The following is a 24,120-nucleotide window of genomic DNA, read 5'->3' on the forward strand; positions in this document are numbered from 1 at the left end:
AACAACCCGATCACGTCGCCACGTGGCGACGGTGCTTCCAGTCGAATCAGAACTGCCAGGACGCGCGGAATCCGATCACGTGACCGCGTGCCTCATGCTTGAGCCAAGCCGGGCGGCTCATCGGTACGCCGACGAAGCCATCCCACGCCAGTCCGCCCAGCTCGCCACGTGCACCCAGGTGGGCGCCGCTGAGGGTTCCGCCGCCGATACCCTGGCGGTCGTCGCGCTCGATGTGGCCGATATCGATGCCCGCATAGGGCGCGATGGCGCGCTGTGCCATCCAGCTGATGCTGTTGCGCCAGTAGCCGCCACGGCTGCCGCCGAGTGGCACCTCGCCATCGAAGCCGTTGACGGTATAGCGGCCACCGACGCTGATGAACTCCGAGCCGTACAGCGTGTCCTTGCTCCACTGGTAGCGGAGCGCGGTGTTCCATGCCAGCGGACGCGGCCCGGATGTCAGGGCGCCACCGGCGCCGATATCCAGCGTGGTCAGCCCATAGCGGAACGTCGGCGCCAGGTCATCACGGCCCACGGCGTCATCATCGCCTCCCAGCCACGGCACGCCGCGGCGGTGCGCCAGGCGGATATCGGCCTGGACCCGCCCCAGGTACTGGCGGTGCAGCAGCGCCAGCTCGACCGAGGTGGTACGCCGGCGCTGGCCTTCGATCTCCACGCCTTCCACGTAGCTGTGCGACGACCGTTGCGCCACGCGCAGCTCGATGCCGCTGCGATAGCTCTGACCACGCACCAGCAGCCGTTCCACGGCCAGGTCGACGTTGCTGGAGGTGCCGGTGCTGGCGAACGTGTCGGCGTTGCTGGCGATGGTCTGCTTGTAGCGCGAGCTGTAGGTACTGGTGCTGAAACGCCAGTTGCCCACCGGAACCGACCACGACGCATTGAAGCCGTGGGTACCCCGGCCCTTGTCGGCACTGCCGTCGCTGCTGACGCCAACGCTGAGCAGGTCGTTGACGCGAGCCAGGTTGTCTACCCACGCGGTCGCGCCGACCTGCTGCTTTCCGGTCGCACGGCTGCCGGCATCATCCAGCGACACCGAGGCACGCCATCGCTTGCCGTGGCGGATGCTGATGACCACGTCCGACTCGCCGGGCCCTTCGCCCGGCACCAGCTCCATGTTCACGTCCTGCGACGGAACGCGCTTGAGCTGCTCCAGGCCCTGTTCCAACGCGCGCAAATTAAGCACGTCCCCCGGCCGCGCGGGAAACGCACTCTTCCACATCGAATCGGGAACCTCTTCCGCGTTGAAGCGGATCTGCCGGATCACGCCCGGCACCAGCTGCAGGCGCAGGGTTCCGCTGCCCAGGCTCTGCTCGGGCAGGCCGATGCGCGTGGTCACGTAGCCCTTGGCCAGCGCCAGATCCGAGGCACGCCGCACGATCAGCGCGATGCCCTGCTGGCCCACGCAGCGGCCACGGTAGCGGTCGAGATAGCGCTGCAGGAACGCGAACTGCGCCAGATGCGCACCGTCGAGCTGCAGCTGCTGCAGGGTGAAGCACGGTTCTTCGTCCGGCAGTGCCAGCGAATGCAGATCGGTGGCAGCGGCCGGCTGTTCGCGTGATACATCCGGCAATGCCTGCCGCTGCTCACGCTCGCGTGCCTCGCGCTCGGCGCGTTCGCGCAGTTCCTGCTGCTCGGCGAACGAGGGACTGGCCGACTGCGCATGCACGACGCCGATCAACAACAGCCCCGCAGTGCCCAGAACGGCACGCATGCTGAATCCTGCTTTTCTGTTACCCATCAACGACTTCCTTGTCCAGCATTGGTACAGACCTGAAGCTGTGAACAGACATCGTGCAGAGAGAACGTGCGGCCAGCACCGAGTCGACCGCCAACCGCTATCGGCGGGAGTGCGCGGAACTTTAGGGTCTTTGCATCCGTGCACCCATTGCGGCGATGCAGCCGAGCACCGCGCGCTGAAGGATGGGCATCCTTCAGCTGCCGTCATGCGATGTCAATCGCTCCCGTCGTCACGGCACCCGTGCGCACACCCATGCCCGCACGTCCCTGGCACCCGCCAGCCGCAACGTCTCGGCGATTTCCATCACGGTGCTGCCGGTGGTCATCACATCGTCCACGACGGTCAGCCGTGTCGGTGGCGACAAGCGCGTGCCGAATGCGTCAAAGAGATTGTCCCGGCGCTGCTCTGCGCTGCGCTCGGACTGCGGCGCGGTGTGGCGTCGTCGGTACACCCCCTGCCAGACCGGCATCGGCAGCAACCGGCACAGCTCGCCGGCCTGGTTGTAGCCGCGCTGGCGCAGGCGCCGCCCATGCAGCGGCACCGGCACCAGCGGCGCGCACGACCAGGGCGGTGGTGCGCGCTGCATCAGCTGGGCAAGCAAGCGCCCGGCCGCCAAGTCCTGGTGGAACTTGTAACGCACCAGCAGCTGATCGACGGGTGGAAGGTACAGGAGGCTGGCATGTGTGGCGGCCTGCGGCGGCGCCTCCTCGCGGCAGCTGCCGCAGACGATCAGGGCGGCGTCCGGCAACGGCAGCGCGCAACGCAGGCAGGCGCGGCCGGCCCAGGGTAGTTCGGCGAGGCAGGCGCAGCACAGGTCGAGATCATCATGGCCCGGATCGCCGCATACCAGGCAGCGCAGTGGCAGCAGCACGCGAAGCGCCGCCTGCAGGAGGCGAGTGGACTTGAACAGGACCGGCATGCACTACAGCGTGATCGCACCCCGGCCCTGGGGCCATCAGACGCTCGCCCTTCAACCCGTAGGCATCCTTACCCGTTTACGGATCACTTCACCTCGTGGGCGCCGGCGCGGCATCCACCCGCGTGCGGTACACCATGTACGGCGCCTGCCGCCGATCAACGCCGCCATTGAATCCGGCCTGCCGGTGCAGCTGGTTGGCGGTGAAGTACAGATAGCCGCCCGGCCCCATCGACAACGTATCCGGCCACAGGATGCGCGGGTCGTGCACCACGGTCGTCCAGCGTCCGTCCGCATCACGGGCATGGATGGCGTTGTGCTCGTAGTCGCTGGCATACAGCCGGCCGTTGGCGTCCATTTCCATGCCATCGGAGGCGCCCTTGTCGCAGAGGTCGACCACGGCTGCCGCCAGTGCCGCTTCACTCACCTTGGGGTCGCGCAGCAAGGCAGTGGGTACGCTGTACAGATGACGGCTGGACAACGGGGTGTAGAACAGCGTGCTGCCATCAGGCGACAACGCAATGCCATCGGCGGCTACGGTGAACGGCTGCGTCGAACCATCCGCATTGCGCAGCCGCATCTGCTGTCCTTCCACGATCGGCACGAAGGCCGGATCGGCCGAGGTGGACACATGCCCGACCAGGCGCTTGGATGCAGCCCCCGTGGCGAGATCGATCACGATGATGCCGCCGATACCGCTCAGCGACGAGTCGGTCACGTAGGCCACGCCCTCGCGGCCAACACGGAAATCGAAGCGCACATCGTTGACATAGGTGCGCGCGTCGATGACGTTGGCCGGGAACACCAGCGTCTTGGCCACGGTGTTGGTGGCAAGGTCGATCGCCACCAGTTTGGCACCGCCGGCCTGTGGCGTAGAGAACGCGGGCGCGGCGGTATCCAGCACCCACAACCGGCCCTGACCATCGGCCACCACGCTCTGCACGCTGATGAAGTGTGCAGCCGGGTCGGCTCCGTCCGCGCTGTTGATGCGCGCATCCGGATAGGGAACGGCGCGGCCGTCGCGCCATTCGGCCACGCTGTAGCTCACGTCATCGCCCCAGCGCGGGAAGTTGACGAAGATGCGCCCGGTTTCTGATACCGCCACGCTGGTGGGCATGGCACCTTCGAAACGCGCCACCGGTTCGAGGGTACCGATGCTGCGCTCGCTGGGCAGCAGGGGCGCGCCGGACATCGCCAGCGCGGGGGAACTGGTCAAAGCCAGGAGGGCAGCCGCCAGGCTGCGGATACGGCAGTTGATCATGGTGCTCTCGATGCGGGTCCGGGTGCAGCCCCGGTGTCGATGCATCTTCTGCGTCGCGCGTGGCATCGGGTAGACGGTGCAGCGCGGAATCAGCTTCACTGCAAAAGTGAAGATTGCGGCCTAATTGATCCTGTCGATCAAGGTAATCAGCGATGCCTATCAGCTGATTCTGCTTGCGGCGCCATCAACAACTCCGCCAGCCCGCGATAGATTGGTACCCTGCACACCAGCCCGGACACACCACGCGCGATAAGCACCGTGGCCAGGATCGGCAACAGCAGATCACCGCTGTCGGTCAGCTCCAGCGAGATCACCGCCGAGGTCAGCGGGGCCTGGGTGACGCCGGTCAGGTAGGCGCACATGCCCAGCAGCACGAACGCGCGCGGGTCCACGCCCGGCATCAGTACGGCCAGGTTGTGGCCAAGGCCGGCACCGACCGCCAGCGCCGGCGAGAACAGGCCGCCGGGAATACCGGCTACGTACGATGCGAGGTTCGCCAGCAGCTTCATCAGACCGAACTCGTGGCCCACCATCGCCTGCCCCTGCACCAGGCTGCGCGCCTGTTCGTAGCCGGTGCCGAATGCGCCTTCTCCGAACGCCAGGGCCAGCAGCACCACCACCAGCCCGCAGCCTGCGGCCAGCAACACGGGATGCCGCTGCCGTAGTTGCCCGAGCCAACGGGGGCGCCCCGCCGCACTGGCCAGCACCGCGCGCGCGAACAATCCGCCCAGCAACCCGGCCACTACGCCGCACAGCAGGATCGCCAGCCAGCCCTGGCCGAGCGGCAGGCGCGCGCTCACATGGCCGAAATAGGTGTAGTTGCCCAGCAGGCCCAGCGACACCACGCCACCGACGATCACTGCGGTCAACAGGGTGCCGGAGAAGCGATGTTCGAAACGGCCACTGAGCTCCTCGATGGCGAACACGATGCCCGCCAGCGGCGTGTTGAATGCCGCGGCGATGCCCGCTGCACCACCCGCCAGCAGGAAGTGCGAGAGTTCGCGTGGATCCTTGAAGCCGAACCAGCGGCCGAACAGATACATCAGGCTCGCGCCCACATGCACCGTGGGACCTTCGCGCCCAACCGACGCGCCGCCGAGCAGCGACAGCGAGGTCAGCAACAGCTTGCCGGCCGAAACCGCTGGGGAAAGGTTGGTTTTCCGGAACGGCTCATCGGGCTTGTCCAACGCAGCGATGACCTGCGGAATGCCGCTGCCCCGCGTGGGCTTCAGCACGCCACTGGTCAGCCAGGCCAGCAACGCGAAGATGCCGGGCGTGAGCAGCAGGGCCCACCACGGCGAGCGCGCGGTGATGCGCTGGAACAGATGGAAGGCCGCGTCGCTGGCCTTGGCGAACAGGATGGCCACCAGCGCTACGGCCACAGCCCCGCCCCAGAGCGCGGCACGGCGGCGCCAGGCCTCACTGAGAACCAGCGCGGTGATGCGGCCGCGGAGGCGATGGAGATCGGTCATGCGGGCAGTTTGGACGCTGCGGAGGAAGGCGGACAGCGGCTACTGTGGCTGAAGGCCTTGCAGGATGCGGTGAAATGCCCCGACGTACATCGCTGGACGCGCAGGCGCTCCCGCCACCGGCGCTTTTGCACCCCGCACTTCCAGTACGCCGCGCGCGACCCGTTCGCGCACACGCTGGGCGTAGAAGACATCAGCAATGCCGGGGTGGCGCTGCGGGTCCAGCGACATCGCCATCCCCTCGATGCAGGCGATGTTTCGGAACTGTCCATCGCAGTGGGAACGCAGTTGCGCATCGATCCGGGCGATTGCCTTCGTCGGTCAGCGCGGCGGTGCTTTGCCGCTACTGGTCGGTGAGAGGGACATCGCTGTCAGGGCCTTCGTCCGTATCACGCAGGCAACCGTTTATCGCCAACAAGCGAACCAAGACATAGTGACCGAATGCTTCAAGCTCCTCCTTCGGCAGCATCGCCGGATCGAGCTCCCCCGCCGGGTAGTCCTTGAAGGTCACGAAGGTGTGATTCTTCCACTGCCCCGGCGCATCGGCCTGACGCAGATCATCCAGCACCACGCGCAGGCCGCCGTCAGGTAGTTCGGCCAGGCTGCACAGCACCGCGTCGCGGCGGATCGAATAGGACTGGTAGCTGTTCATGGCATGTGTTCGCGCGTCCGTATGCAGCAATGAACTTACACCGTAACGCCCGTTCATGGCGGCCGTTCAATGTAAACCTTTACCTATAAAATTAAGTTGACAGCGCTCACCAGCCCACCCACACTGCCGCCCTCGCTCCACTCGTACCCAAGGTCCGCCATGGCTGCTGCCATCCGCCACGACTGGCAACACGACGAACTGCAGGCGCTGTTCGATCTGCCGTTCCCCGAGCTGCTGTTCCGCGCCGCTGCGGTCCACCGTGAGCACTTCGACCCGGCCCAGGTACAGGTCTCCACGCTGCTGTCGGTAAAGACCGGCGGCTGCCCTGAAGACTGCGCGTACTGCCCGCAGGCACAGCGCTACACCACCGGGGTGGACGCGCAGAAGCTGATGGACACCGACGCGGTGCTGGCCAAGGCGCGCCAGGCCAAGGCCGCCGGTGCGTCGCGCTTCTGCATGGGCGCGGCGTGGCGTTCGCCGAAGGACCGCGACATTCCGAAGGTGGCGGCGATGATCGCCGGGGTGAAGGCGCTGGGCCTGGAAACCTGCGCCACGCTGGGCATGCTCAGCGGCGAGCAGGCACGTGCGCTGAAGGACGCCGGCCTGGACTACTACAACCACAACCTCGACACCGCGCCGGACTACTACGATTCGATCATCCACACGCGCCAGTACCAGGACCGCCTGGACACGCTGGAGCACGTGCGCGAGGCCGGCCTGAAGACCTGCTGCGGCGGCATTGTCGGCATGGGCGAGACGCGCGCGCAGCGCGTCGGCCTGCTGCTGGCGCTGGCCACGCTGCCGGCGCATCCCGATTCGGTGCCGATCAACAGGCTGGTGCAGGTGGCGGGTACCCCGCTGCATGGCAGTGCCGAGCTGGACCCGTTCGAGTTCGTGCGCATGATCGCGGTGGCACGCATCGCCATGCCGCGTTCGATGGTGCGGCTGTCGGCCGGGCGCGAAGCCATGAGTGACGAACTGCAGGCGCTGTGCTTCGTGGCCGGTGCCAACTCGATCTTCTACGGCGACAAGCTGCTGACCACCGGTAACCCGGAGAGCGAGCGCGACCTGGCCCTGTTCGCGCGGTTGGGCCTGCAACCGATGGCGATGCAGGTGGACGCCGAGGGCCACGACCACGGTGGCACCGTGCACGCCGATATCAGCGCCGAAGCGCCCGGCTGTGGCTGTGCTCACGCGGCCTGAGACAGGCCGCAAGCAGGCGTCGCGGCAACGCGCTACCCTAGCCGCCCCGTCGCCGCATTCAGCCGCCATGGCCCGCCCCGACCTGACCGCCCGCCTCCACGCCCAGCGCGCCCTGCGCGATGCCCAGGGCCGTCGCCGCACGCGGCGCACGGTCAACCGCCGTGATGGCGTGCGCCTGGAAGTGGACGGCCAGTGGCTGACCGGCTTCTGCAGCAATGATTATCTGGGCCTGGCCCAGCAGTTCAGCGTGGTCAACGCGCTGCAGGATGCCGCCGCACGCGAAGGCACCGGCGCGGGTGCATCGCACCTGGTCTGCGGCCACCACGCCCTGCATGACGCGCTGGAGCGCGAAGTGGCGGAGTGGCTGGGCTACCCGCGCGCGCTGCTGTTTAGTAGTGGCTTCGCCGCCAACCTGGCCGTGCAGCAGGCACTGCTGAGCGAAGAGAACGACGTCTGCGTGCAGGACAAGCTCAACCACGCCAGCCTGCTCGATGCGACGCGCCTGGCCGGTGCGCGCCTGCGCCGTTATCCGCACCTTGATGCCGAAGGCGCGATGCGCCAGCTCAAGCACGCGCCCGACGGCGCGGCGATGCTGGCCACCGATGGTGTCTTCAGCATGGATGGCGACATCGCACCGCTGCGTGCATTGTCGCTTGTGGCACGCCTGCAGCAGGCGCTGTTCTATGTGGACGATGCGCACGGCGTAGGCGTGGTCGGTGACGGCCGTGGTGCCGTGGCCGCCGCCGGGCTGGGCGTGGACGATGTGCCGCTGCAGCTGGTCACGCTGGGCAAGGCACTGGGCGGTTCCGGCGCGCTGGTGCTGGGCCGCGACGATCTGGTCGAGCACCTGGCCGAAACCGCACGCCCCTACATCTACACCACGGCGATGCCGCCACCGCTGGCCGCCGCTGCACTGGAAGCGGTGCGCCTGGCACGCCGTGACAACTGGCGCCGCTCGAAACTGACCGACCTGATCGCGCTGTTCCGCAGCGAGGCACGCCGCCATGGCCTGGACCTGATGGCTTCGGAAACGCCGATCCAGCCGCTGCTGTGTGGTGACGATCACCGCGCTGTGGCGATGTCCAAGGCACTGGAACAGGCCGGTTGGCTGGTCGGCGCGATCCGTCCGCCCACGGTGCCCGAAGGCAAGGCGCGCCTGCGTGTCACCCTGTCCGCCCTGCACACGCCGGAACAGGTGCGTGGCCTGGTGGACGCGGTCGCCAGCGCGCGCGATCGCGTGGATCTGGCGGTGCGTGACGCCGCGCCACCGCCGTTGCCTGTCTTTGCCTGAGCCAGCTGTCGTTTTCCCATGCATATCGACGTCACCGGCCAGGGGCCGGACCTGGTACTGATTCATGGCTGGGCCCTGCAGGGCGGTGTGTTCGCACCGTTGGTGCAGCGCCTGGCCGAGCGGTTCACCCTGCATCTGGTTGATCTGCCGGGCCATGGCCACAGCCGCGAAGACACCACACCGTTGCGCCTGCCATTTGTGGTCAACGCCATTGCCGCGGCCACGCCGCCGGCGGTGTGGTGCGGCTGGTCACTGGGCGGGCTGTTCGCACTGCACGCCGCCGCGACGCTGCCGAAGGTGCGCGGGCTGGCGATGATCGCGGCCACGCCGCGCTTCGTGCGTGGCGACGACTGGCCGCATGCGGTGGAGCCGGCGGTGTTCGAGCAGTTCGGGCGCGCGCTGGCGACCGATTTCGGTGGCACCCTGGAGCGTTTCCTGGCGCTGGACGTGATGGGCTCGGCGCACGCCCGCGAGGAGCTGCGCACGCTGCGTCAGCGCCTGGTCGAGCGCGGCGCGCCCACCGAACGCGCTCTGCTGGAAGGCCTGCGCCTGCTGGAAAGCACCGACCTGCGCGGCGCACTGCCGACGCTGGCCAGGCCCAGCCTGTGGATCGCCGGCCAGCGCGACCGGCTGGTGTCTCCGGCGGCGATGCAGGCCGCTGCGGCATTGGCCCCGGGTGCGCAGGCGCTGACCATCGCCCATGGCGGCCACGCGCCCTTCCTCGGCCATGCCGACGAGGTGGCCAGCGCCCTGCAACACTTCGTTGCCGGCCTGTCACCGGCCGATGGCGGACAATGAGCGCCTTCCTCCATTCCACGGGATTGACGCATGGATCTGGGTATCAACGGCCGCTGGGCACTGGTCTGCGGCGCAAGCAAGGGCTTGGGCCTGGGCTGCGCGCGTGCGCTGGTGCGCGAGGGCGTCAACGTGGTGATCGTGGCCCGTGGCGAGGAGGCACTGCAGGTTGCCGCCGCAGAGCTGAGCGCCCTGCCCGGTGCCGCTGAGGTGCGCGCGGTCGCCGCCGACGTCACCACCGACGCCGGTCGTGCCGCGGCGCTGGCCGCGTGCCCGCAGGTGGACATCCTGGTCACCAATGCCGGTGGCCCGCCGCCAGGCGACTTCCGCACTTTCGAGCGCGACGACTGGATCGCCGCGCTGGACGCCAACATGCTGGCGCCGATCGCGCTGATCCGCGCCACCGTGGACGCGATGATTGCGCGTGGCTTCGGCCGCATCGTCAACATCACCTCGTCGGCGGTGAAAGCGCCGATCGACATCCTGGCGCTGTCCAACGGTGCACGCAGCGGCCTGACCGGTTTCGTCGCCGGCCTGTCGCGCCGCACCGTCGCGCACAACGTCACGATCAACAACCTGCTGCCCGGCCAGTTCGACACCGACCGCCTGCGCGCCAACTTCGCCCACGCTGCGGGCAAGGACGGCGATGCCGGCGCAGTGGCCGAACGCCGCCGCCAGCAGATTCCCGCCGGCCGCTTCGGCACGGCGGACGAATTCGGCGCCGCCTGCGCCTTCCTGTGCAGCGCACACGCCGGTTACCTCACCGGGCAGAACCTGCTGATCGACGGCGGCGCCTACCCCGGTACGTTCTAAGAGACTTTCGCAATGCCGTCCCACTTCGATGCCCGCCATGTCCGCCGCGCGTTCGCCCGCGCCGCCGCCAGCTACGACGCCGCCGCCGCCCTGCAGCGCGAGGTGCAGGCGCGGCTGGTGGAATCGCTGGACTACCTGGAAGCACGCAAGCCCGAGGTGGTGCTGGACATTGGCGCCGGAACCGGCCACGCCAGTGCGCTGATGAAGAAGCGCTGGCCGAAGGCGCAGGTGATCGCGCTGGACGTGGCACTGCCGATGCTGGACCAGGCCAAGCGGCAGGCCGGTTGGTGGAAGCCGTTCCAGCGCCTGTGCGGCGACGCCGCCGCGCTGCCGCTGGCCGACAACAGCGTGGACGTGATCTTCAGCAACCTGTGCCTGCAGTGGGTGGACGATCTGCCGGCGGTGTTCGCTGGCTTCCGTCGCGTGCTCAAGCCCGGTGGCCTGCTGCTGTGTTCCACCTTCGGCCCGGAAACCCTGATCGAACTCAACGAGGCCTTCGCGGCCGCCGATGACCGCCCGCATGTGAGCCGCTTCGCGCAGATCGCCCAGTTCGGCGATGCGTTGATGATGGCGGGCTTCCGCGACCCGGTGCTGGACCGCGATCTGTTCACCCTGACCTACGACGACCTGCCCTCGTTGATGCGCGAGCTGCGCGCGATGGGCGCGACCAATGCGCGGGTGGATCGCCGCCACACGCTGACCGGGCGTGGCCGTTTCGCTGCGGCGGCAGCGGCGTATGAACCGATGCGCCGCGCCGACGGCAAGCTGCCCAGCAGCTGGGAAGTGATCTATGCCCATGCCTGGGCACCGGACCCGGGCGCACCGATCCGCGAAGGCGGGCATGACGTGGCCTCAGTGCCGGTTTCGGCGATTCCGATCCGGCGCAAGCAGACCTGATCGCCTGGTAGTGCCGGCCGCTGGCCGGCAACCTCACGTTTCCATGATGGGCATCTGCCGGCCAGCGGCCGGCACTACCGAATGGTAGCCGCCCAAATCAGGCTCCCGCCTCAGGTATTGGCCGGCGAACTCAGCGGCGGCCGCACCAGGTCGCGGTGGAAGAAGTAGATTTCCTGCACCAGGAAGCGCCAGCTGGTGTGGAAGCTGCGGAAGCGCGTGCTGGGCGTGGACGAGGCCAGTGCATCGATGCCCAGCGCCTTGCTCAGGCGCAGCGCGCGCGCCATGTGCAGCGGGTCGCTGACGATGATCACGCGGTGCAGGTTGCGCTGGTCCATCAGCCGCTTGGCTTCCACCAGGTTCTGCACGGTGTTGCGCGAGGCAGTCTCGATCAGGATCGCATCGTCCGGCACGCCGTGCTTGAGCGCATAGCGCCGCGCCACCTGTGACTCGGAAAAGCGCGCGCCGGTACCACCATAGCCTCCGGTGAAGATCAGCAGTGGCGCGAACCGGGCCTCATAGAGATCCAGCCCATGACGGATGCGTTCTTCGAATACCGGCGACGGCTTGGCGTCATAGGCCGCCGCACCGAGCACGATGATGGCGTCGGCCTTGGCCGCCTGGTCACGCTCGCCGACCCAGACGATCCAGGCAGTCACGCCCAGCAGCCAGATCACCAGCAGGACAAACAACCGCCACAGCCAGCCCAGCAGGCCAGTGCGATGCCGGTGCCGGTCGCGGCTCACGGCGCGCCCCAGCGCAGTGCGGGAAGGTCGACGTTGCCGCCGGACAGCACCAGGCCCACGCGCAGGCCGGCAAAACGCTGCGGCTGCGCCAGCACCGCGGCGAGCACGGTCGCCGATGACGGCTCGACCACCTGCTTGAGGACCTCCCACAGCAAGCGCATCGCCGCCACCGTCGCCGCGTCATCGACCACGATCACCTCGGCGTTGGCCGCGCGCAGCAGCTCGAAGTTGGGCGCGCCGATCAGGGTGCGCAGACCGTCGCAGATCGTGTCCGGGGTGAACGGCCCCTGGCGCTCGCCAGCGGCCAACGAGCGCGCGGTGTCGTCCGCGCCGGCCGGCTCGGCCAGCACCAGCCGGGTCTGCGGGCTGGCGAGCTGCAGGGCCCGGGCGGTACCGCTGGCCAGGCCACCGCCGCCCACCGGTACCACCAGCACGTCGAACGGGCCGTCGCTATGCAGCAGCTCCAGTGCTGCGGTGCCCTGCCCGGCCATCACCGCCGGGTCCGCATAAGGATGGACCAGGGTCGCGCCGGTATCAGCCTGTACTTTGGCGCAACTGGCCTCGCGGTCAGCGACGGTCGGCGGGCAGCGCCAGAGCGTGGCGCCATGGCGGGCGATGTTGGCCAGCTTGGCCGCCACTGCACCTTCGGGCACCACCACGTGGCAGGGAATGCCACGGGTGCGCGCGGCCAGGGCCAGGGCGGCGCCGTGGTTGCCGGAGGAATGGGTGACCACGCCGGCGCCGGCGCGATCGGCATCCAGCGACCACACCGCATTGCAGGCGCCGCGGAACTTGAATGCGCCACCGCGCTGCAGATGCTCGGCCTTGAACGCCAGCTGCGCGCCGGCCAGCGCATCCAGCGTGCGCGAGCGCAGCACCGGGGTCACGCTGGCGTGCGGCGCGATCCGCGCAGCGGCAGCCAGGACATCATCGGCACGGGGCAACAGTGAATCGCTCATGACGCAAGATTAACGTATGGCTCCCTGCTGGCGACCCCGGCACAGGTCATGCCAGCATGGCAGCCTTCACCTCCATTCATCCTGGACAGTGAAGTTAAGGGCCGATTCAACGCCTGCGCATGAAGCTCACTGTACAAACCCGTCCTCTGGGGGGACCCACCATGAAAACGCGCCTGATGCTTGCCGGTGGCCTGATGCTGGCCCTGACCGGCTGCACCACCTACGACTATGTCGGCGGTGGCCGCAGCGGCAGCTACTACCACGGTGCGCCGTCGGTGGAGTACCGCTACCCCGCCGGCTATCCCTACAACTACGGCTACCCGTACTACGGCGGCTATGGCGGCTACTACGGCGGCTATGGCAATCCGTACTACTCGCGCCCGATCTACCGCCCGCCGCACAACCACCGCCCGCCACCGCGCCCACCCGGCAACGGCGGCGAGAACCGCCCGCCGCCGCCGCCGTCGCGGCCGTCGTACAACGGCGGTTCGCCGTGGCGGAACATGGACTCGATGCGCCGCCCGCCGCAATCGAACAGCCAGCCCTCTGCGCCCCCGCCGCCGGCCCGTCCGGCTCCGGCGCCGAGTGCGCCAAGAATGAACGGTTCCCCCTGGCGCAACATGGATCGTGGGACGCAGCGCACAGTTGAGCGCTGAACCGTATTGCATTTCACACGGTCCAAGCCGCACTCTACGGGGCCAGTGACGGCCCGCGTCACAAAGTGACAAAAACGACACGGGCCGCCGCAAAAAGCTCTACGTCGATATCCGACAGGAACATCTGGATCCCCCCTGTTCCGGCCCTGTCGGATGTCGGCACCTCTGAAGGCAGACGGCCCCGCAGTGCGGGGCCGTTTGTTTTTGGGGCACGTTGTTCTGGTGCCGCCGCCACGGCATCCACGCATGCGTGGATCTACCCAAGGCCCGTCATCAGTAGATCCACGCCATGCGTGGATGGAGCTCTCCCGATAGCCTCCAGAAAAAAACAGGGCCGCGCAGTCCCCCGACTGCCGGCCCCTGCTCCCCCACCGTGCGCCTGTACCGGCCCCTGTTCCAATTCCGGTCACGGGCGCCTGCGGCGCCAGCCACGGTGGGTGCTATTGGGTTATCTGCAAAAATCCTGCCAACTTTAGGGCTGATTTCGACGGGAGCCGGCTGGCGCCGACGTCCCAGCCCCGAATGGCGCTAAAATCGCCACCCCGGTGCCGCCCCGGCCGCGCCCGCCCCCAGCTGAACAGCCCCATGAACCCGTCCTTCCATCGTTACGACGTCATCGTCATCGGCGGTGGCCACGCCGGCACCGAAGCCGCGCTGGCCGCGGCCCGTACCGGCGTGCGCACCCTGCTGCTGACCCACAACATCGAAACAGTGGGCGCGATGAGCTGCAACCCGGCCATCGGCGGCATCGGCAAGGGCCATCTGGTCAAGGAAATCGACGCCCTGGGCGGTGCGATGGCGCATGCCGCCGACCGCGCCGGCATCCAGTGGCGCACGCTCAACGCCTCCAAGGGCCCAGCCGTGCGCGCCACCCGCTGCCAGGCCGACCGCAACCTGTATCGCATGGCGATCCGCGCCATCGTCGAAGGCCAGGCCAACCTGACCGTGTTCCAGGCCGCCGTCGATGACCTGGTCATTGAAGGCGACGCCGTGCGCGGGGTCATTACCCAGACCGGCCTGCGCTTCGACGCCGGGGCCGTGGTGCTGACCGCCGGCACCTTCCTGGCCGGCAAGATCCATGTCGGCCCGACCCAGTACGCCGCCGGCCGCATGGGCGACCCGCCGGCCACCACGCTGGCGGCGCGCCTGCGCGAGCGTCCTTTCCAGGTGGACCGCCTGAAGACCGGCACGCCGCCGCGCATCGATGGCCGCTCGCTGGACTACAGCGTGATGGACGAGCAGCCGGGCGATTCGCCGCGGCCGGTGATGTCCTTCCTCGGCTCGGTGGACGAGCATCCGCAGCAGGTCAGCTGCTGGATCACCCACACCACCGAGCAGACCCACCAGATCATCCGCGACGCGCTGCACCGATCGCCGCTGTACAGCGGCCAGATCGAAGGCATCGGCCCGCGCTACTGCCCGTCCATCGAGGACAAGGTGGTGCGCTTCGCCGAAAAGGCCAGCCACCAGATCTTCGTCGAACCCGAAGGCTTGGGCATCGTCGAGATCTACCCCAACGGCATTTCCACCTCGCTGCCGTTCGACGTGCAGCTGGAGATGGTGCGCAGCATCCGTGGCTTCGAGAACGCGCACATCACCCGCCCAGGCTACGCCATCGAGTACGACTTCTTCGATCCGCGCGGGCTGAAGGCGTCTCTGGAGACCAAGCTGGTCAACGGCCTGTTCTTCGCTGGCCAGATCAACGGCACCACCGGCTATGAAGAAGCCGCCGCGCAGGGCCTGCTGGCCGGCCTCAACGCCGCACGCCAGGTGCGTGGGCTGGACGGCTGGTGCCCGCGCCGCGACGAGGCCTACCTGGGCGTGCTCGTGGATGACCTGATCACCCACGGCACCAACGAGCCGTACCGCATGTTCACCAGCCGCGCCGAGTACCGCCTGCAGCTGCGCGAGGACAATGCGGACCAGCGCCTGACCCCGACCGGCCGCGAGATGGGCCTGGTGGATGACCGTCGCTGGGGTGCATTCGAGACCAAGCAGGCCGCTGTTGCTGCCGAGCGCGCACGCCTGGGCGCGCTGTGGGCGACCCCGGCCAATGCGCTGGGCCGCGAAGTGCAGGACACGCTGGGCGTGGCGGTCAGCCGCGAGACCAACGTGCTGGACCTGATCAAGCGCCCCGAGCTGGATTACGCGCAGCTGATGCAGGTGCCATCGCTGGGGCCGGCCGTGGCCGACGCCAAGGTGGCCGAGCAGGTGGAGATCGGCGTGAAGTACGCCGGCTACCTGGACCGCCAGCGCGAGGAGATCGAGCGCCAGCAGCGGCATGAGGCCACGCCGATCGCCGAGGCGTTCGACTATGCGACCGTGCGCGGGCTGTCGGCCGAAGCACTGCAGAAACTGGAGCGGGTGCGCCCGCAGACCATCGGCCAGGCGCAGCGTATTCCGGGCATGACCCCGGCAGCGATCTCACTGCTGCTGGTGCACCTGGAGCGCGCGCGCCGCGGCCGCGTGGCGTAACGCGGGACCGTCCGCTTCTGGTGGGTGCCGGCCTCGGCCGGCACGAATCATCCGATAGCGATACTCCGTGCATGTGTGCCGACCAAGGTCGGCACCCACCGGAGCGGAACACGCACCCACCTTGGCGAACGCGCTACCGTGCGTCGGCACCGCCGCCCAGCACCTTGAACAACGTCACCCGGTTGCCCGCTTCCTGCTGCTGCAGCGCGATCAGGTCCTGCTGTGCGGCAAACAGGCTGCGCTGCGCATCCAGTGCCTGCAGATAGCCGTCCAGCCCGGTGCGGTAACGCGCATCGGCCAGCGTGTAGCTGCGCTGGCTGGCGGCCACCAGCGCGCGCTGTGCGTCCATCTGCACGGTCAGGTGATCGCGCGTGGCCAGCGCATCGGCTACTTCACTGAAGGCCTGCTGGATCGCTTTCTCGTACTGCGCAATGCCGATGTCCTTGCCGATCTTCGAGGCATCCTGCGAGGCCTTCAGCGCACCGGCGTGGAAGATCGGCGCGGTGATGCTGGGCGCGAACGACCAGCCACGGGTGCCGGCCGAGAACAGCGTCGACAACGCGGTGGAGCTGTGGCCGTAGTTGGCGGTCAAGGTCAACGTCGGGAAGAATGCGGCGCGCGCGGCACCGATATCGGCATTGGCCGCCTGTAGTGCGTGTTCGGCGGACAACACGTCCGGGCGCTGCAGCAGCACGCTGGACGGCAGGTTGGCCGGCAGCGGCGCCAGTGCCACGCTGCCATCCAGCGCCTGCGCGGTTGGCAGCAGGGCCGCATCCAGCGGCGCCCCCACCAGCAACTGCAATGCATCGCGATCCTGCGCCTGCTGCGTGTGCAGCTTGGCCAGCGCACCGCGCGCGGCTTCGACGCTGGTCTGTACCTGCGAGACATCCAGCCCCGAGGCCAGCCCCTGTGCATGACGGGCCTCGGTGCGCTGCAGGGTCTGCTGCTGGCTGTCCAGGGTCTGCCGGGTGAACGCCAGTGACTGCTCGTCCGCTGCCAGCGCCAGCCACGCCGCGGCCACTTCGGCCACCAGGCTGGTGCGCGCGGCGCGCTGGTTCTCGGCGCTGGCCAGCCAGTTCTGCAGGGTCTCGTTCTTCAGGCTGCGGATGCGTCCAAACAGATCCAGTTCCCAACTGCTGATACCCACCTGCACGGCATCGGATTCAGTCACCTGGGTGGCACCGGTCTCGCTGTTGGCATCGCTTACCCGCGAGCGGGTGACACTGCCGCTGGCATCCACCGACGGCAGCAGCGCCGCGCGCTGGATGCGGTACTGCGCCCGCTCCTTCTCCACCTGCAGCACGGCCACGCGCAGGTCGCGGTTGTTCTGCAGCGCCAGCGCGATCACCTGCTGCAGGCGTGGCTCAAGGAAGACTTCGCGCCAGGCTGGCACCGCCAGTGCTGGCTCGGCCTCGCCCGTGGCGGCATTGCCGAATTGTGCCGGCACCGGTGCCTCGGGCCGCTGGTAATGCGGCGCCATGCTCACGCAACCACCCAGCACCGTGGTGATCATTGCGGCCGCCAGGGCGCGCAGCAGCATCGGCTTCATGGGCTTGCCTCCGGGGCAGCGGCGTGGGCCGGCGCGCGGCCCGGGAACAGGCGGCGCACGAGCAGGTAGAACAACGGCACGAAGAACATGCCCAGCACCATCGAGGCGACCGTGCCGCCGGCCACGCCGGTACCCAGCGAGCGGCGCGCGGCCGAGCCGGCGCCGGTGGCGAACACCAGCGGCAGCACGCCCATCAGGAACGCCAGCGAGGTCATCACGATCGGCCGCAGGCGCAGATAGACGGCCTGCAGGATCGCCTCGCGGGTGCTCCTGCCCTGCTGTTCAAGGATGCGCGCGAACTCGACGATCAGGATGCCGTTCTTGGCCGCCAGGCCAATCGTGGTCAGCAGGCCGACCTGGAAGTACACGTCGTTGTTGAGGCCACGCAGATTCATCATGAGCACCGCACCAAACACGCCCACCGGCACCGCCAGCATCACCGCGAACGGCACCGCCCAGCTTTCATACAACGCGGCCAGGCACAGGAACACGAACAGCAGCGAGATGGCGTACAGCATTGGCGCCTGATTGCCCGACAGCTGTTCCTGGTAGGCCATGTCCGACCAGGCATGGCTGAAGCCTTCCGGCAGTTTGTCGGCCAGGCGCGCGATCTCGGCCATCGCCTCGCCGGAACTGACGCCGGGCGCGGGCTGGCCGGTGATCTCCATCGCCGAGATGCCGTTGTAGCGTTGCAGCGCGGCCGGCGCGCTGGACCAGTGCGCGCTGACCAGCGACGACAGCGGCACCATCTGCCCTGCCTGGTTGCGCACGCTCCAGCGCTCGATGTCCTGCGGCTGCATGCGCGCTTCGGCCGTGCCCTGGATGAACACCTTCTTGATGCGGCCCTTGTGGATGAAGTTGTTGACGAAGTCGCCACCCAGCGCCGCGTTCAAGGTGTCATTGATGTCCTGCGGATTCACGCCCATCGCCTGCGCCTTGGCGTCGTCCACCTTCACTGCATACACCGGCGCGTCTTCCAGGCTGGCGTAGCGCACGTTGACCAGCTTCGGATCCCTGGCGGCCTCCTTCAACAGCGTGTTGCGCGCGGCCACGGCGGCGGCATGGCCGGCGCCGCCTTCGTCCTGCAGTTCCAGGGTGAAGCCGCCCGCGTCACCCAGGCCAAGGATGGCCGGTGGCGAGGTGATGAACACCTGCGCATCGGGCACGCTGGCCGTGGCCGCGGTCAACCGCGCGGCAATGGTGTCGGCGTCATCCTTGCGGTCATCCCAGTCCTTCAGGCGGATGAAGGCCTGGCCGACGTTCTGGCCGCTGCCGGTGACACTGAAACCAGCGGTGGCCTGGATCGACAGCACGCCGTCGTCCTTCACCGCGGCGGCACTCAGGCGATCCATCACCGCGCGGGTCTGCTCCAGGGTGGCACCGGCCGGCAGCTTCACCAGCGCGTTGAGCATGCCCTGGTCCTCGTCGGGCAGGAACGCGCCGGGCAGGTGCCACAGCAGCAGGCCGGTGGCCACGCTCAGCGCCAGGTAGAACAGTACGCCCAGCGTGCGCCGGCCAAGGAAGCCATCCACCCGGCGACGCAGGCCGTTGGACGTGCGCTCGAAACGGTGGTTGAACCAGATGAAGCACTTGCCCAGCAGGCTCGGCTCGCCGCCGTGGTCGCCATGCGGATGGCCGCCCTTGGGAATCTGGTGCAGGATGCTGCCGCACAGCGCCGGGGTGATGGTCATCGCCACCAGCACCGACAGGACCATCGCGGCGGCAATCGTCACCGAGAACTGGCGATAGATCACGCCGGTGACACCGCTGAAGAACGCCATCGGCAGGAACACCGCGGTCAGCACCAGCACGATGCCCACCAGCGCGCCGGTGATCTGGCCCATCGCCTTCAACGTGGCCGGCTTCGGCGCCAGCCCTTCGAAGGTCATCACCCGCTCCACGTTCTCCACCACCACGATGGCATCGTCCACCAGCAGGCCGATGGCCAATACCAGCGCGAACATGGTCAGCGTGTTGATCGAATAACCGAACGCGGCCAGCACGCCGAAGGTGCCCAGCAGCACCACCGGCACTGCGATGGTCGGGATCAGGGTGGCGCGCCAGTTCTGCAGGAACAGGTACATCACCAGCACCACCAGGATGACCGCCTCGATCAGGGTGATCACCACTTCCTTCAGCGAGATCGTCACGAACGGCGTGGTGGTGAACGCCACGTGGTAGGTGTAGCCGTGCGGCCAGTGCTTCTGCAACTGCTGCAGGCGGGTCTCGATGGCCTTGGACACGGCGATGGCATTGGCACCCGCATTCAGCTCGATGCCCAGCGACGCCGACGGCTTGCCGTTGAAGGTGCTGATGCTGTCGTAGCTCTCCGGGCCCAGGCCGATCGTCGCCACGTCACCCAGGTGCACCACGCTGCCGCTGGCATCGGCTTTCAGCACCACCCGCGCGAACTGTTCGGGCGTGTGCAGGCGGCTGCGCGCGGTGACCGTGGCGTCCAGCTGCTGGCCCTTCAGCGCCGGCTGGCCACCCAGCTCACCGGCCGAAACGTCGGTGTTCTGCGCCTGCAGTGCGGTCTCGATGTCCGATGGCATCAGTGCGTACTGGCGCATCTTCTCCGGGTCCAGCCAGATGCGCATGGCGTATTCCTGGCCGATCGGCTGGATGTTGCCGACACCACTGACGCGGCTGATCTGGTCGTCGATGCGCGCTTCCATGAAGTTGGCGACATCGAAGTTGTCCATGCTGCCGTCCTCGCTGGTGAACGACAGCACCTCGAAGATCGAACCACTGGACTTGGTGATGGTCAGGCCGTTCTGCTGCACCGCCTGCGGCAGCGTCGCCATCGCCGCCTGCAGTTGGTTCTGCACCTGCACCTGCGCGGTGTCCGGATTGGTGCCGGTGGCAAACACCAGGTTGACCTGCGCCGAACCATCGGAGGCGCTGGTGGAGGTCATGTACATCAGGTGGTCCAGGCTCTGCTGGGACTGCTCGATGACCTGGGTCACCGCGTTTTCCACGGTCTGCGACGAGGCACCGGTGTAGGTGGCGCGGATGGTGATGGTGGGTGGGGCGATCTGCGGGTAGCGGTCCACCGGCAGGATCAGGATCGCGAGCAGGCCGAGCAGGCTGACCGCGATGGCGATCACCCAGGCGAAGATCGGCCGGTCGATGAAGAAACGAACCATGCGCGGCAGGCCTCAGTGCGACGTTTCGTCGGTGTTGCCGGTCGGGTCGATCGCCGGCATTGCGGCCAGCTGCGCGGTGGTGGCCGCCACCGCCTGCACCTGCTGGCCAAGCGCTACCGCGCTGCCGTTGCTGACGATCACCCGTTCGCCAGCCTTCAGCCCCTGCGTGATCTGCCACTGGTTGCCCACTACCTGGCCGGTGCTGACCCGGCGCTCGACCACGCGATCCTTTGCGTCGAGCAGGCGCAGCAACGGCTCGCCACGTTCATTGCGCAGCACCGCCTTCTGCGGCACCAGCAGGGCGCGCGCATCGGTGGCCATCGGCAGCACCGCCTTCAGGTACATGCCCGGCAGCAGCAGGCCCTCCGGGTTCGGAATGACCGCGCGCAGCACCACGTTGCCGGTGCCCGGGTCGACTGCGCTGCCGACGAACTCCAGGGTGCCTTCATGCGCATACGTGCTGCCGTCCTCCAGCAGCACCTTCACCTGTGCCTTGCCGTCGATGGCTTTCACCAGGCCGGCATCGAGCTGCCTGCGCAGCGCCAGCATCTGCGTGCTGGACTGGGTGACATCCAGGTACACCGGGTCCAACCGCTGGATGGTTGCCAGCGCCGCGTCCTGGCCGGCGGTAACCAGCGCGCCGGCGGTAACGCTGGAGGTGCCGATGCGGCCCGCGATCGGTGCAGTCACCCGGGTGTAGTCAAGGTTGATGCGCGCGGCCTGCAATGCGGCGCGCGCGGCGATCACATTGGCCTGGGCCTGCTTCAGCGCCGAGGTAGCGTCGTCGGCGTCCTGCTTGCTCGCCGCATCCATGCCCAGCAGCGTGCGGGTGCGCTCGGCCTTCGGCTGCGCCGACAACACAGTGGCCTCGGCCTGCGCCAGCTGGCCACGCGCGGTATCGAAGGCGGCCTGGTAGGGCGCCGGATCGATCTGGTAAAGCAGCTGGCCGGCCTTGACCTGCTGGCCTTCGGTGAACAACCGCTGGCGGATCAACCCACCGACCTGCGGGCGCACCTCGGACACCTCGAACGGTACGGCGCGACCGGGCAGGGTCTGCTGCAGGGCCAGCGGCTGTGCGCTGGCAGTGATGACGCCCACTTCAGGGGTGGCCGGGGCCTCGGCCCTGCCCGCCGAGCAGGCCGCCAGGGCCAGCAGCAGGGGCAGCAACAGCGGACGGGGAGAACGGGACAGCGGGCGCAGGAGTGACATGGGAGGTGTGGGGGCCTTGCGTTGACCCGTGCACGCTGCCGTGGAACTGTGCAGAGAATATGGAGATTGTGCGACCGGCTCAGCGGGCGCTTGCTTTCGGCGCCGCATGCGCCGCTAATGGCCACGCGATGGCGAAGATTCGACTCAAATTCGGCCTGACCGCGAAGACCTTCCTCGCGATCTTCACCGCCTGCCTGCTGGTGCTGGCAGTGAACGGCATTGCCAGCCGAGTGGCGTTCCAGACCGGCTTCCTGGACTACCTCAATGACCAGGGCGATCTGCGCATGCAGCGCGTGATGCCGCACCTGCAGCGCGAGTACAGCGCACACGGCGGCTGGGAGCATCTGCGCGGCGACAGTGACCGCTGGGCGCGGCTGCTGCGCCCGGATCTGGCCCATGGGCACGAGGGGCCCGTGCCACCGCTGTCCGACCAGACCGGCGTTCCCTCCCGCCTGGGCCTGTTCGATGCACAGCATCGGTTCGTGGCCGGCAACCCGGACGCCACCAGCGACGACGAGCCGCACGCCGTGCAGGTGGACGGGCACACGGTCGGCTGGCTGGGCATGGTGCCGTTCCAGACCGTCATCGCCACCAACGACCTGAACTTCTACAACACCCAGATGCGCGCGTGGTGGGTGATCGGCATCGCGCTGCTGCTGGTGACGGTACTGCTGGCCTGGCTGGTATCGCGCGCGCTGCGCCAGCGCCTGGCCAAACTGGCGGCGGCCACCCACCGGCTCGCCGCCGGTGACTACGCCACCCGCATCGAGCGCACCAGCGATGACGAGCTGGATGCACTGGTCAACGACTTCAACCGGATGGCGCAGGCGCTGGACGACACCGAGCGCAACCGCCGTGCCTTCATCGCCGACATCTCGCACGAACTGCGCACGCCGCTGGCGGTGGTTCGTGCCGAACTGGAAGCCATCGAGGACGGCATCCGCCCGCTGGACCGCGCCAACCTCGGTGCCCTGCAGGGCGAGATCCGCCAACTGGGCAAGTTGATCGACGACCTGCACGACCTGTCGATGACCCAGTCCGGCGGCCTGGCCTACCGCTTCGCGCCGCTGGACCTGGCGGCGCTGCTGCGCAGCGAGCTCAATGGCATGCGCGTGCGCTTCTCCACGGCGGGGCTGGCACTGGAGGAGGACCTGCCCGCCACACCGCTGCAGGTATCCGGTGACGAACGGCGCCTGCAGCAGGTGCTGGCCAATCTGCTGGAGAACGCATTGCGCTACACCCACGCCGGGGGCCGCGTACGCGTGCAGGCAGCGCGCGCGCCTGCCGGTGTGCAGCTGATCGTGGAAGACACCGCGCCAGGCGTGCCGGCCGACAAGTGCGCGCTGCTGTTCGAGCGCTTCTACCGGGTGGAGAGCTCGCGCAACCGGGCCAGCGGCGGCAGCGGGCTGGGCCTGGCCATCAGCCACAACATCATCCTCGCCCACCACGGCCTCATCCACGCCGAGCCCTCGTCGCTGGGCGGGCTGCGCGTGGTCATCACCCTGCCGGAGCCTGCATGAGCCCGTCCCCCGCCGCGTCCGCGAAGATCCTGATCGTCGAGGATGAGCCACGCCTGGCCTCGGTGCTGCGCGACTACCTGGCCGCCGCCGGGATGACCAGCGAATGGGTGGACGATGGCGGCCAGGTGATCGACGCATTCGCGCGCTACCAGCCCGACCTGGTGCTGCTGGACCTGATGCTGCCGCAGCGCGATGGCGTGGACCTGTGCCGCGAACTGCGCGCCAGCAGCGATGTGCCGGTGATCATGGTCACCGCACGGGTGGAAGAGATCGACCGCCTGCTGGGCCTGGAAGTCGGTGCCGACGACTACATCTGCAAGCCGTTCAGTCCTCGCGAAGTGGTCGCACGGGTGATGGCGGTGCTGCGTCGCTACCGCCCGGACCCCGCTGCGCGGGCCAACAGCGGGCTGCATATCGACGAACCGGCAGCCCGCGCCACCTGGAACGGCAAGGGCCTGGACCTGACCCCGGTCGAATACCGCCTGCTGCGCACGCTGCTGGCCACGCCGGGCCGGATCTGGGCGCGCGACGAGCTGCTCGACCGCCTCTATCTGGACCATCGCGTGGTGGTCGACCGCACCGTCGACAGCCACGTGCGCAACCTGCGCCGCAAGCTGGCCGACGCCGGCATGGAAGGCGAACCGATCCGTTCGGTGTATGGCATGGGCTACAGCTACGAACCCTAGCCGGTAGTGCCGGCCGCTGGCCGGCAGCCTCGTGGCACGCCTGGATTTCCGTGGTTGCCAGGCAGCGGCCGGCACTACCCGTGCGCACCTGCGTTACAGTCGAGCACGCTCGACATTACGAACA

20 protein-coding genes are annotated in these 24,120 nt (G+C 68.3%); 10 read left to right on the forward strand and 10 right to left on the reverse strand.

Annotation, left to right across the window (positions count from 1 at the left end):
• Positions 1-46: 46 nt before the first annotated feature.
• From ACSDHM_RS17895 to ACSDHM_RS17910, 4 genes are all read right to left on the reverse strand, one after another.
• Positions 47-1,729, reverse strand: a complete 1,683-nt coding sequence (locus ACSDHM_RS17895; protein WP_253247544.1) for a ShlB/FhaC/HecB family hemolysin secretion/activation protein — start codon at positions 1,727-1,729, stop codon at positions 47-49.
• 256 nt (positions 1,730-1,985) lie between these two features.
• On the reverse strand, positions 1,986-2,675 hold the full coding sequence (locus ACSDHM_RS17900) for a ComF family protein (protein ID WP_088497034.1): 690 nt from the start codon (positions 2,673-2,675) through the stop codon (positions 1,986-1,988).
• 88 nt (positions 2,676-2,763) lie between these two features.
• A complete protein-coding gene (locus ACSDHM_RS17905) occupies positions 2,764-3,933 on the reverse strand; it encodes an L-dopachrome tautomerase-related protein (RefSeq protein ID WP_439426467.1) in 1,170 nt (389 codons plus the stop codon).
• Between the two features lie 146 nt (positions 3,934-4,079).
• A complete protein-coding gene (locus tag ACSDHM_RS17910; protein WP_438914879.1) occupies positions 4,080-5,405 on the reverse strand; it encodes a chloride channel protein in 1,326 nt (441 codons plus the stop codon).
• On the opposite strand from ACSDHM_RS17910, the gene ACSDHM_RS17915 reads away from it, so the two are divergent.
• Positions 5,391-5,759, forward strand: a complete 369-nt coding sequence (locus ACSDHM_RS17915) for a hypothetical protein (RefSeq protein WP_146260264.1) — start codon at positions 5,391-5,393, stop codon at positions 5,757-5,759. The two genes, ACSDHM_RS17910 and ACSDHM_RS17915, sit on opposite strands and share 15 nt — an antisense overlap.
• On the opposite strand, the gene ACSDHM_RS17920 is transcribed toward ACSDHM_RS17915, so the two are convergent.
• Complete coding sequence (locus ACSDHM_RS17920; protein ID WP_072168001.1) at positions 5,746-6,054, reverse strand: hypothetical protein; 309 nt, start codon at positions 6,052-6,054, stop codon at positions 5,746-5,748. The two genes, ACSDHM_RS17915 and ACSDHM_RS17920, sit on opposite strands and share 14 nt — an antisense overlap.
• A gap of 159 nt (positions 6,055-6,213) precedes the next feature.
• Between ACSDHM_RS17920 and bioB the strand changes: the two genes are divergently transcribed.
• The 5 genes from bioB (at position 6,214) to bioC (ending at position 11,053) form a co-directional block, all read left to right on the forward strand.
• Positions 6,214-7,257, forward strand: coding sequence for a biotin synthase BioB (gene bioB / locus ACSDHM_RS17925; RefSeq protein ID WP_072168002.1), 1,044 nt, complete (start codon positions 6,214-6,216; stop codon positions 7,255-7,257).
• Between the two features lie 67 nt (positions 7,258-7,324).
• The gene (gene bioF, locus ACSDHM_RS17930) at positions 7,325-8,548 is read left to right on the forward strand and encodes an 8-amino-7-oxononanoate synthase (protein WP_088497033.1); all 1,224 of its coding nucleotides are present in this window, start codon (positions 7,325-7,327) and stop codon (positions 8,546-8,548) included.
• A gap of 18 nt (positions 8,549-8,566) precedes the next feature.
• Positions 8,567-9,346 carry a pimeloyl-ACP methyl ester esterase BioH gene (gene bioH, locus ACSDHM_RS17935; RefSeq protein WP_072168004.1) on the forward strand — a complete coding sequence of 260 codons (780 nt, stop codon included), beginning with the start codon at positions 8,567-8,569 and terminating at the stop codon, positions 9,344-9,346.
• A 30-nt stretch (positions 9,347-9,376) separates the two neighbouring features.
• A complete protein-coding gene (locus tag ACSDHM_RS17940; RefSeq protein WP_088497031.1) occupies positions 9,377-10,156 on the forward strand; it encodes an SDR family oxidoreductase in 780 nt (259 codons plus the stop codon).
• 12 nt (positions 10,157-10,168) lie between these two features.
• Complete coding sequence (gene bioC / locus ACSDHM_RS17945) at positions 10,169-11,053, forward strand: malonyl-ACP O-methyltransferase BioC (RefSeq protein WP_088497030.1); 885 nt, start codon at positions 10,169-10,171, stop codon at positions 11,051-11,053.
• A 110-nt stretch (positions 11,054-11,163) separates the two neighbouring features.
• On the opposite strand, the gene ACSDHM_RS17950 is transcribed toward bioC, so the two are convergent.
• Positions 11,164-11,808 carry a YdcF family protein gene (locus ACSDHM_RS17950; RefSeq protein ID WP_072168071.1) on the reverse strand — a complete coding sequence of 215 codons (645 nt, stop codon included), beginning with the start codon at positions 11,806-11,808 and terminating at the stop codon, positions 11,164-11,166.
• Complete coding sequence (locus tag ACSDHM_RS17955) at positions 11,793-12,755, reverse strand: pyridoxal-phosphate dependent enzyme (protein ID WP_088497029.1); 963 nt, start codon at positions 12,753-12,755, stop codon at positions 11,793-11,795. Before ACSDHM_RS17955 ends, ACSDHM_RS17950 begins: the two co-directional genes overlap by 16 nt.
• A gap of 161 nt (positions 12,756-12,916) precedes the next feature.
• Between ACSDHM_RS17955 and ACSDHM_RS17960 the strand changes: the two genes are divergently transcribed.
• Both ACSDHM_RS17960 and mnmG read left to right on the forward strand, forming a co-directional pair.
• A complete protein-coding gene (locus ACSDHM_RS17960) occupies positions 12,917-13,411 on the forward strand; it encodes a hypothetical protein (RefSeq protein WP_151355206.1) in 495 nt (164 codons plus the stop codon).
• A gap of 585 nt (positions 13,412-13,996) precedes the next feature.
• The gene (gene mnmG / locus ACSDHM_RS17965) at positions 13,997-15,886 is read left to right on the forward strand and encodes a tRNA uridine-5-carboxymethylaminomethyl(34) synthesis enzyme MnmG (protein ID WP_049439460.1); all 1,890 of its coding nucleotides are present in this window, start codon (positions 13,997-13,999) and stop codon (positions 15,884-15,886) included.
• Between the two features lie 133 nt (positions 15,887-16,019).
• Here mnmG and smeC read toward each other — a convergent pair whose 3' ends face one another.
• The 3 genes from smeC to smeA are packed head-to-tail and all read right to left on the reverse strand — an operon-like array spanning position 16,020 to position 21,790.
• Positions 16,020-17,435: a multidrug efflux transporter outer membrane subunit SmeC gene (gene smeC, locus ACSDHM_RS17970; RefSeq protein WP_334271115.1), complete on the reverse strand. Its 1,416-nt coding sequence runs from the start codon at positions 17,433-17,435 to the stop codon at positions 16,020-16,022.
• A complete protein-coding gene (gene smeB, locus ACSDHM_RS17975) occupies positions 17,432-20,581 on the reverse strand; it encodes a multidrug efflux RND transporter permease subunit SmeB (protein ID WP_439426468.1) in 3,150 nt (1,049 codons plus the stop codon). The genes smeC and smeB overlap by 4 nt, the downstream gene beginning before the upstream one ends.
• 12 nt (positions 20,582-20,593) lie before the next feature.
• The gene (smeA, locus tag ACSDHM_RS17980; protein WP_439426469.1) at positions 20,594-21,790 is read right to left on the reverse strand and encodes a multidrug efflux RND transporter periplasmic adaptor subunit SmeA; all 1,197 of its coding nucleotides are present in this window, start codon (positions 21,788-21,790) and stop codon (positions 20,594-20,596) included.
• A gap of 128 nt (positions 21,791-21,918) precedes the next feature.
• On the opposite strand from smeA, the gene baeS reads away from it, so the two are divergent.
• Both baeS and ACSDHM_RS17990 read left to right on the forward strand, forming a co-directional pair.
• Positions 21,919-23,310 (forward strand): sensor histidine kinase efflux regulator BaeS, encoded by a 1,392-nt coding sequence (baeS, locus tag ACSDHM_RS17985; RefSeq protein ID WP_438914872.1) that lies wholly within the window; start codon positions 21,919-21,921, stop codon positions 23,308-23,310.
• Positions 23,307-23,996, forward strand: a complete 690-nt coding sequence (locus tag ACSDHM_RS17990) for a response regulator (RefSeq protein WP_072168014.1) — start codon at positions 23,307-23,309, stop codon at positions 23,994-23,996. The genes baeS and ACSDHM_RS17990 overlap by 4 nt, the downstream gene beginning before the upstream one ends.
• Positions 23,997-24,120: the final 124 nt, after the last annotated feature.

This window comes from Stenotrophomonas sp. T8, assembly GCF_051853085.1.
Lineage (GTDB): Bacteria > Pseudomonadota > Gammaproteobacteria > Xanthomonadales > Xanthomonadaceae > Stenotrophomonas > Stenotrophomonas sepilia.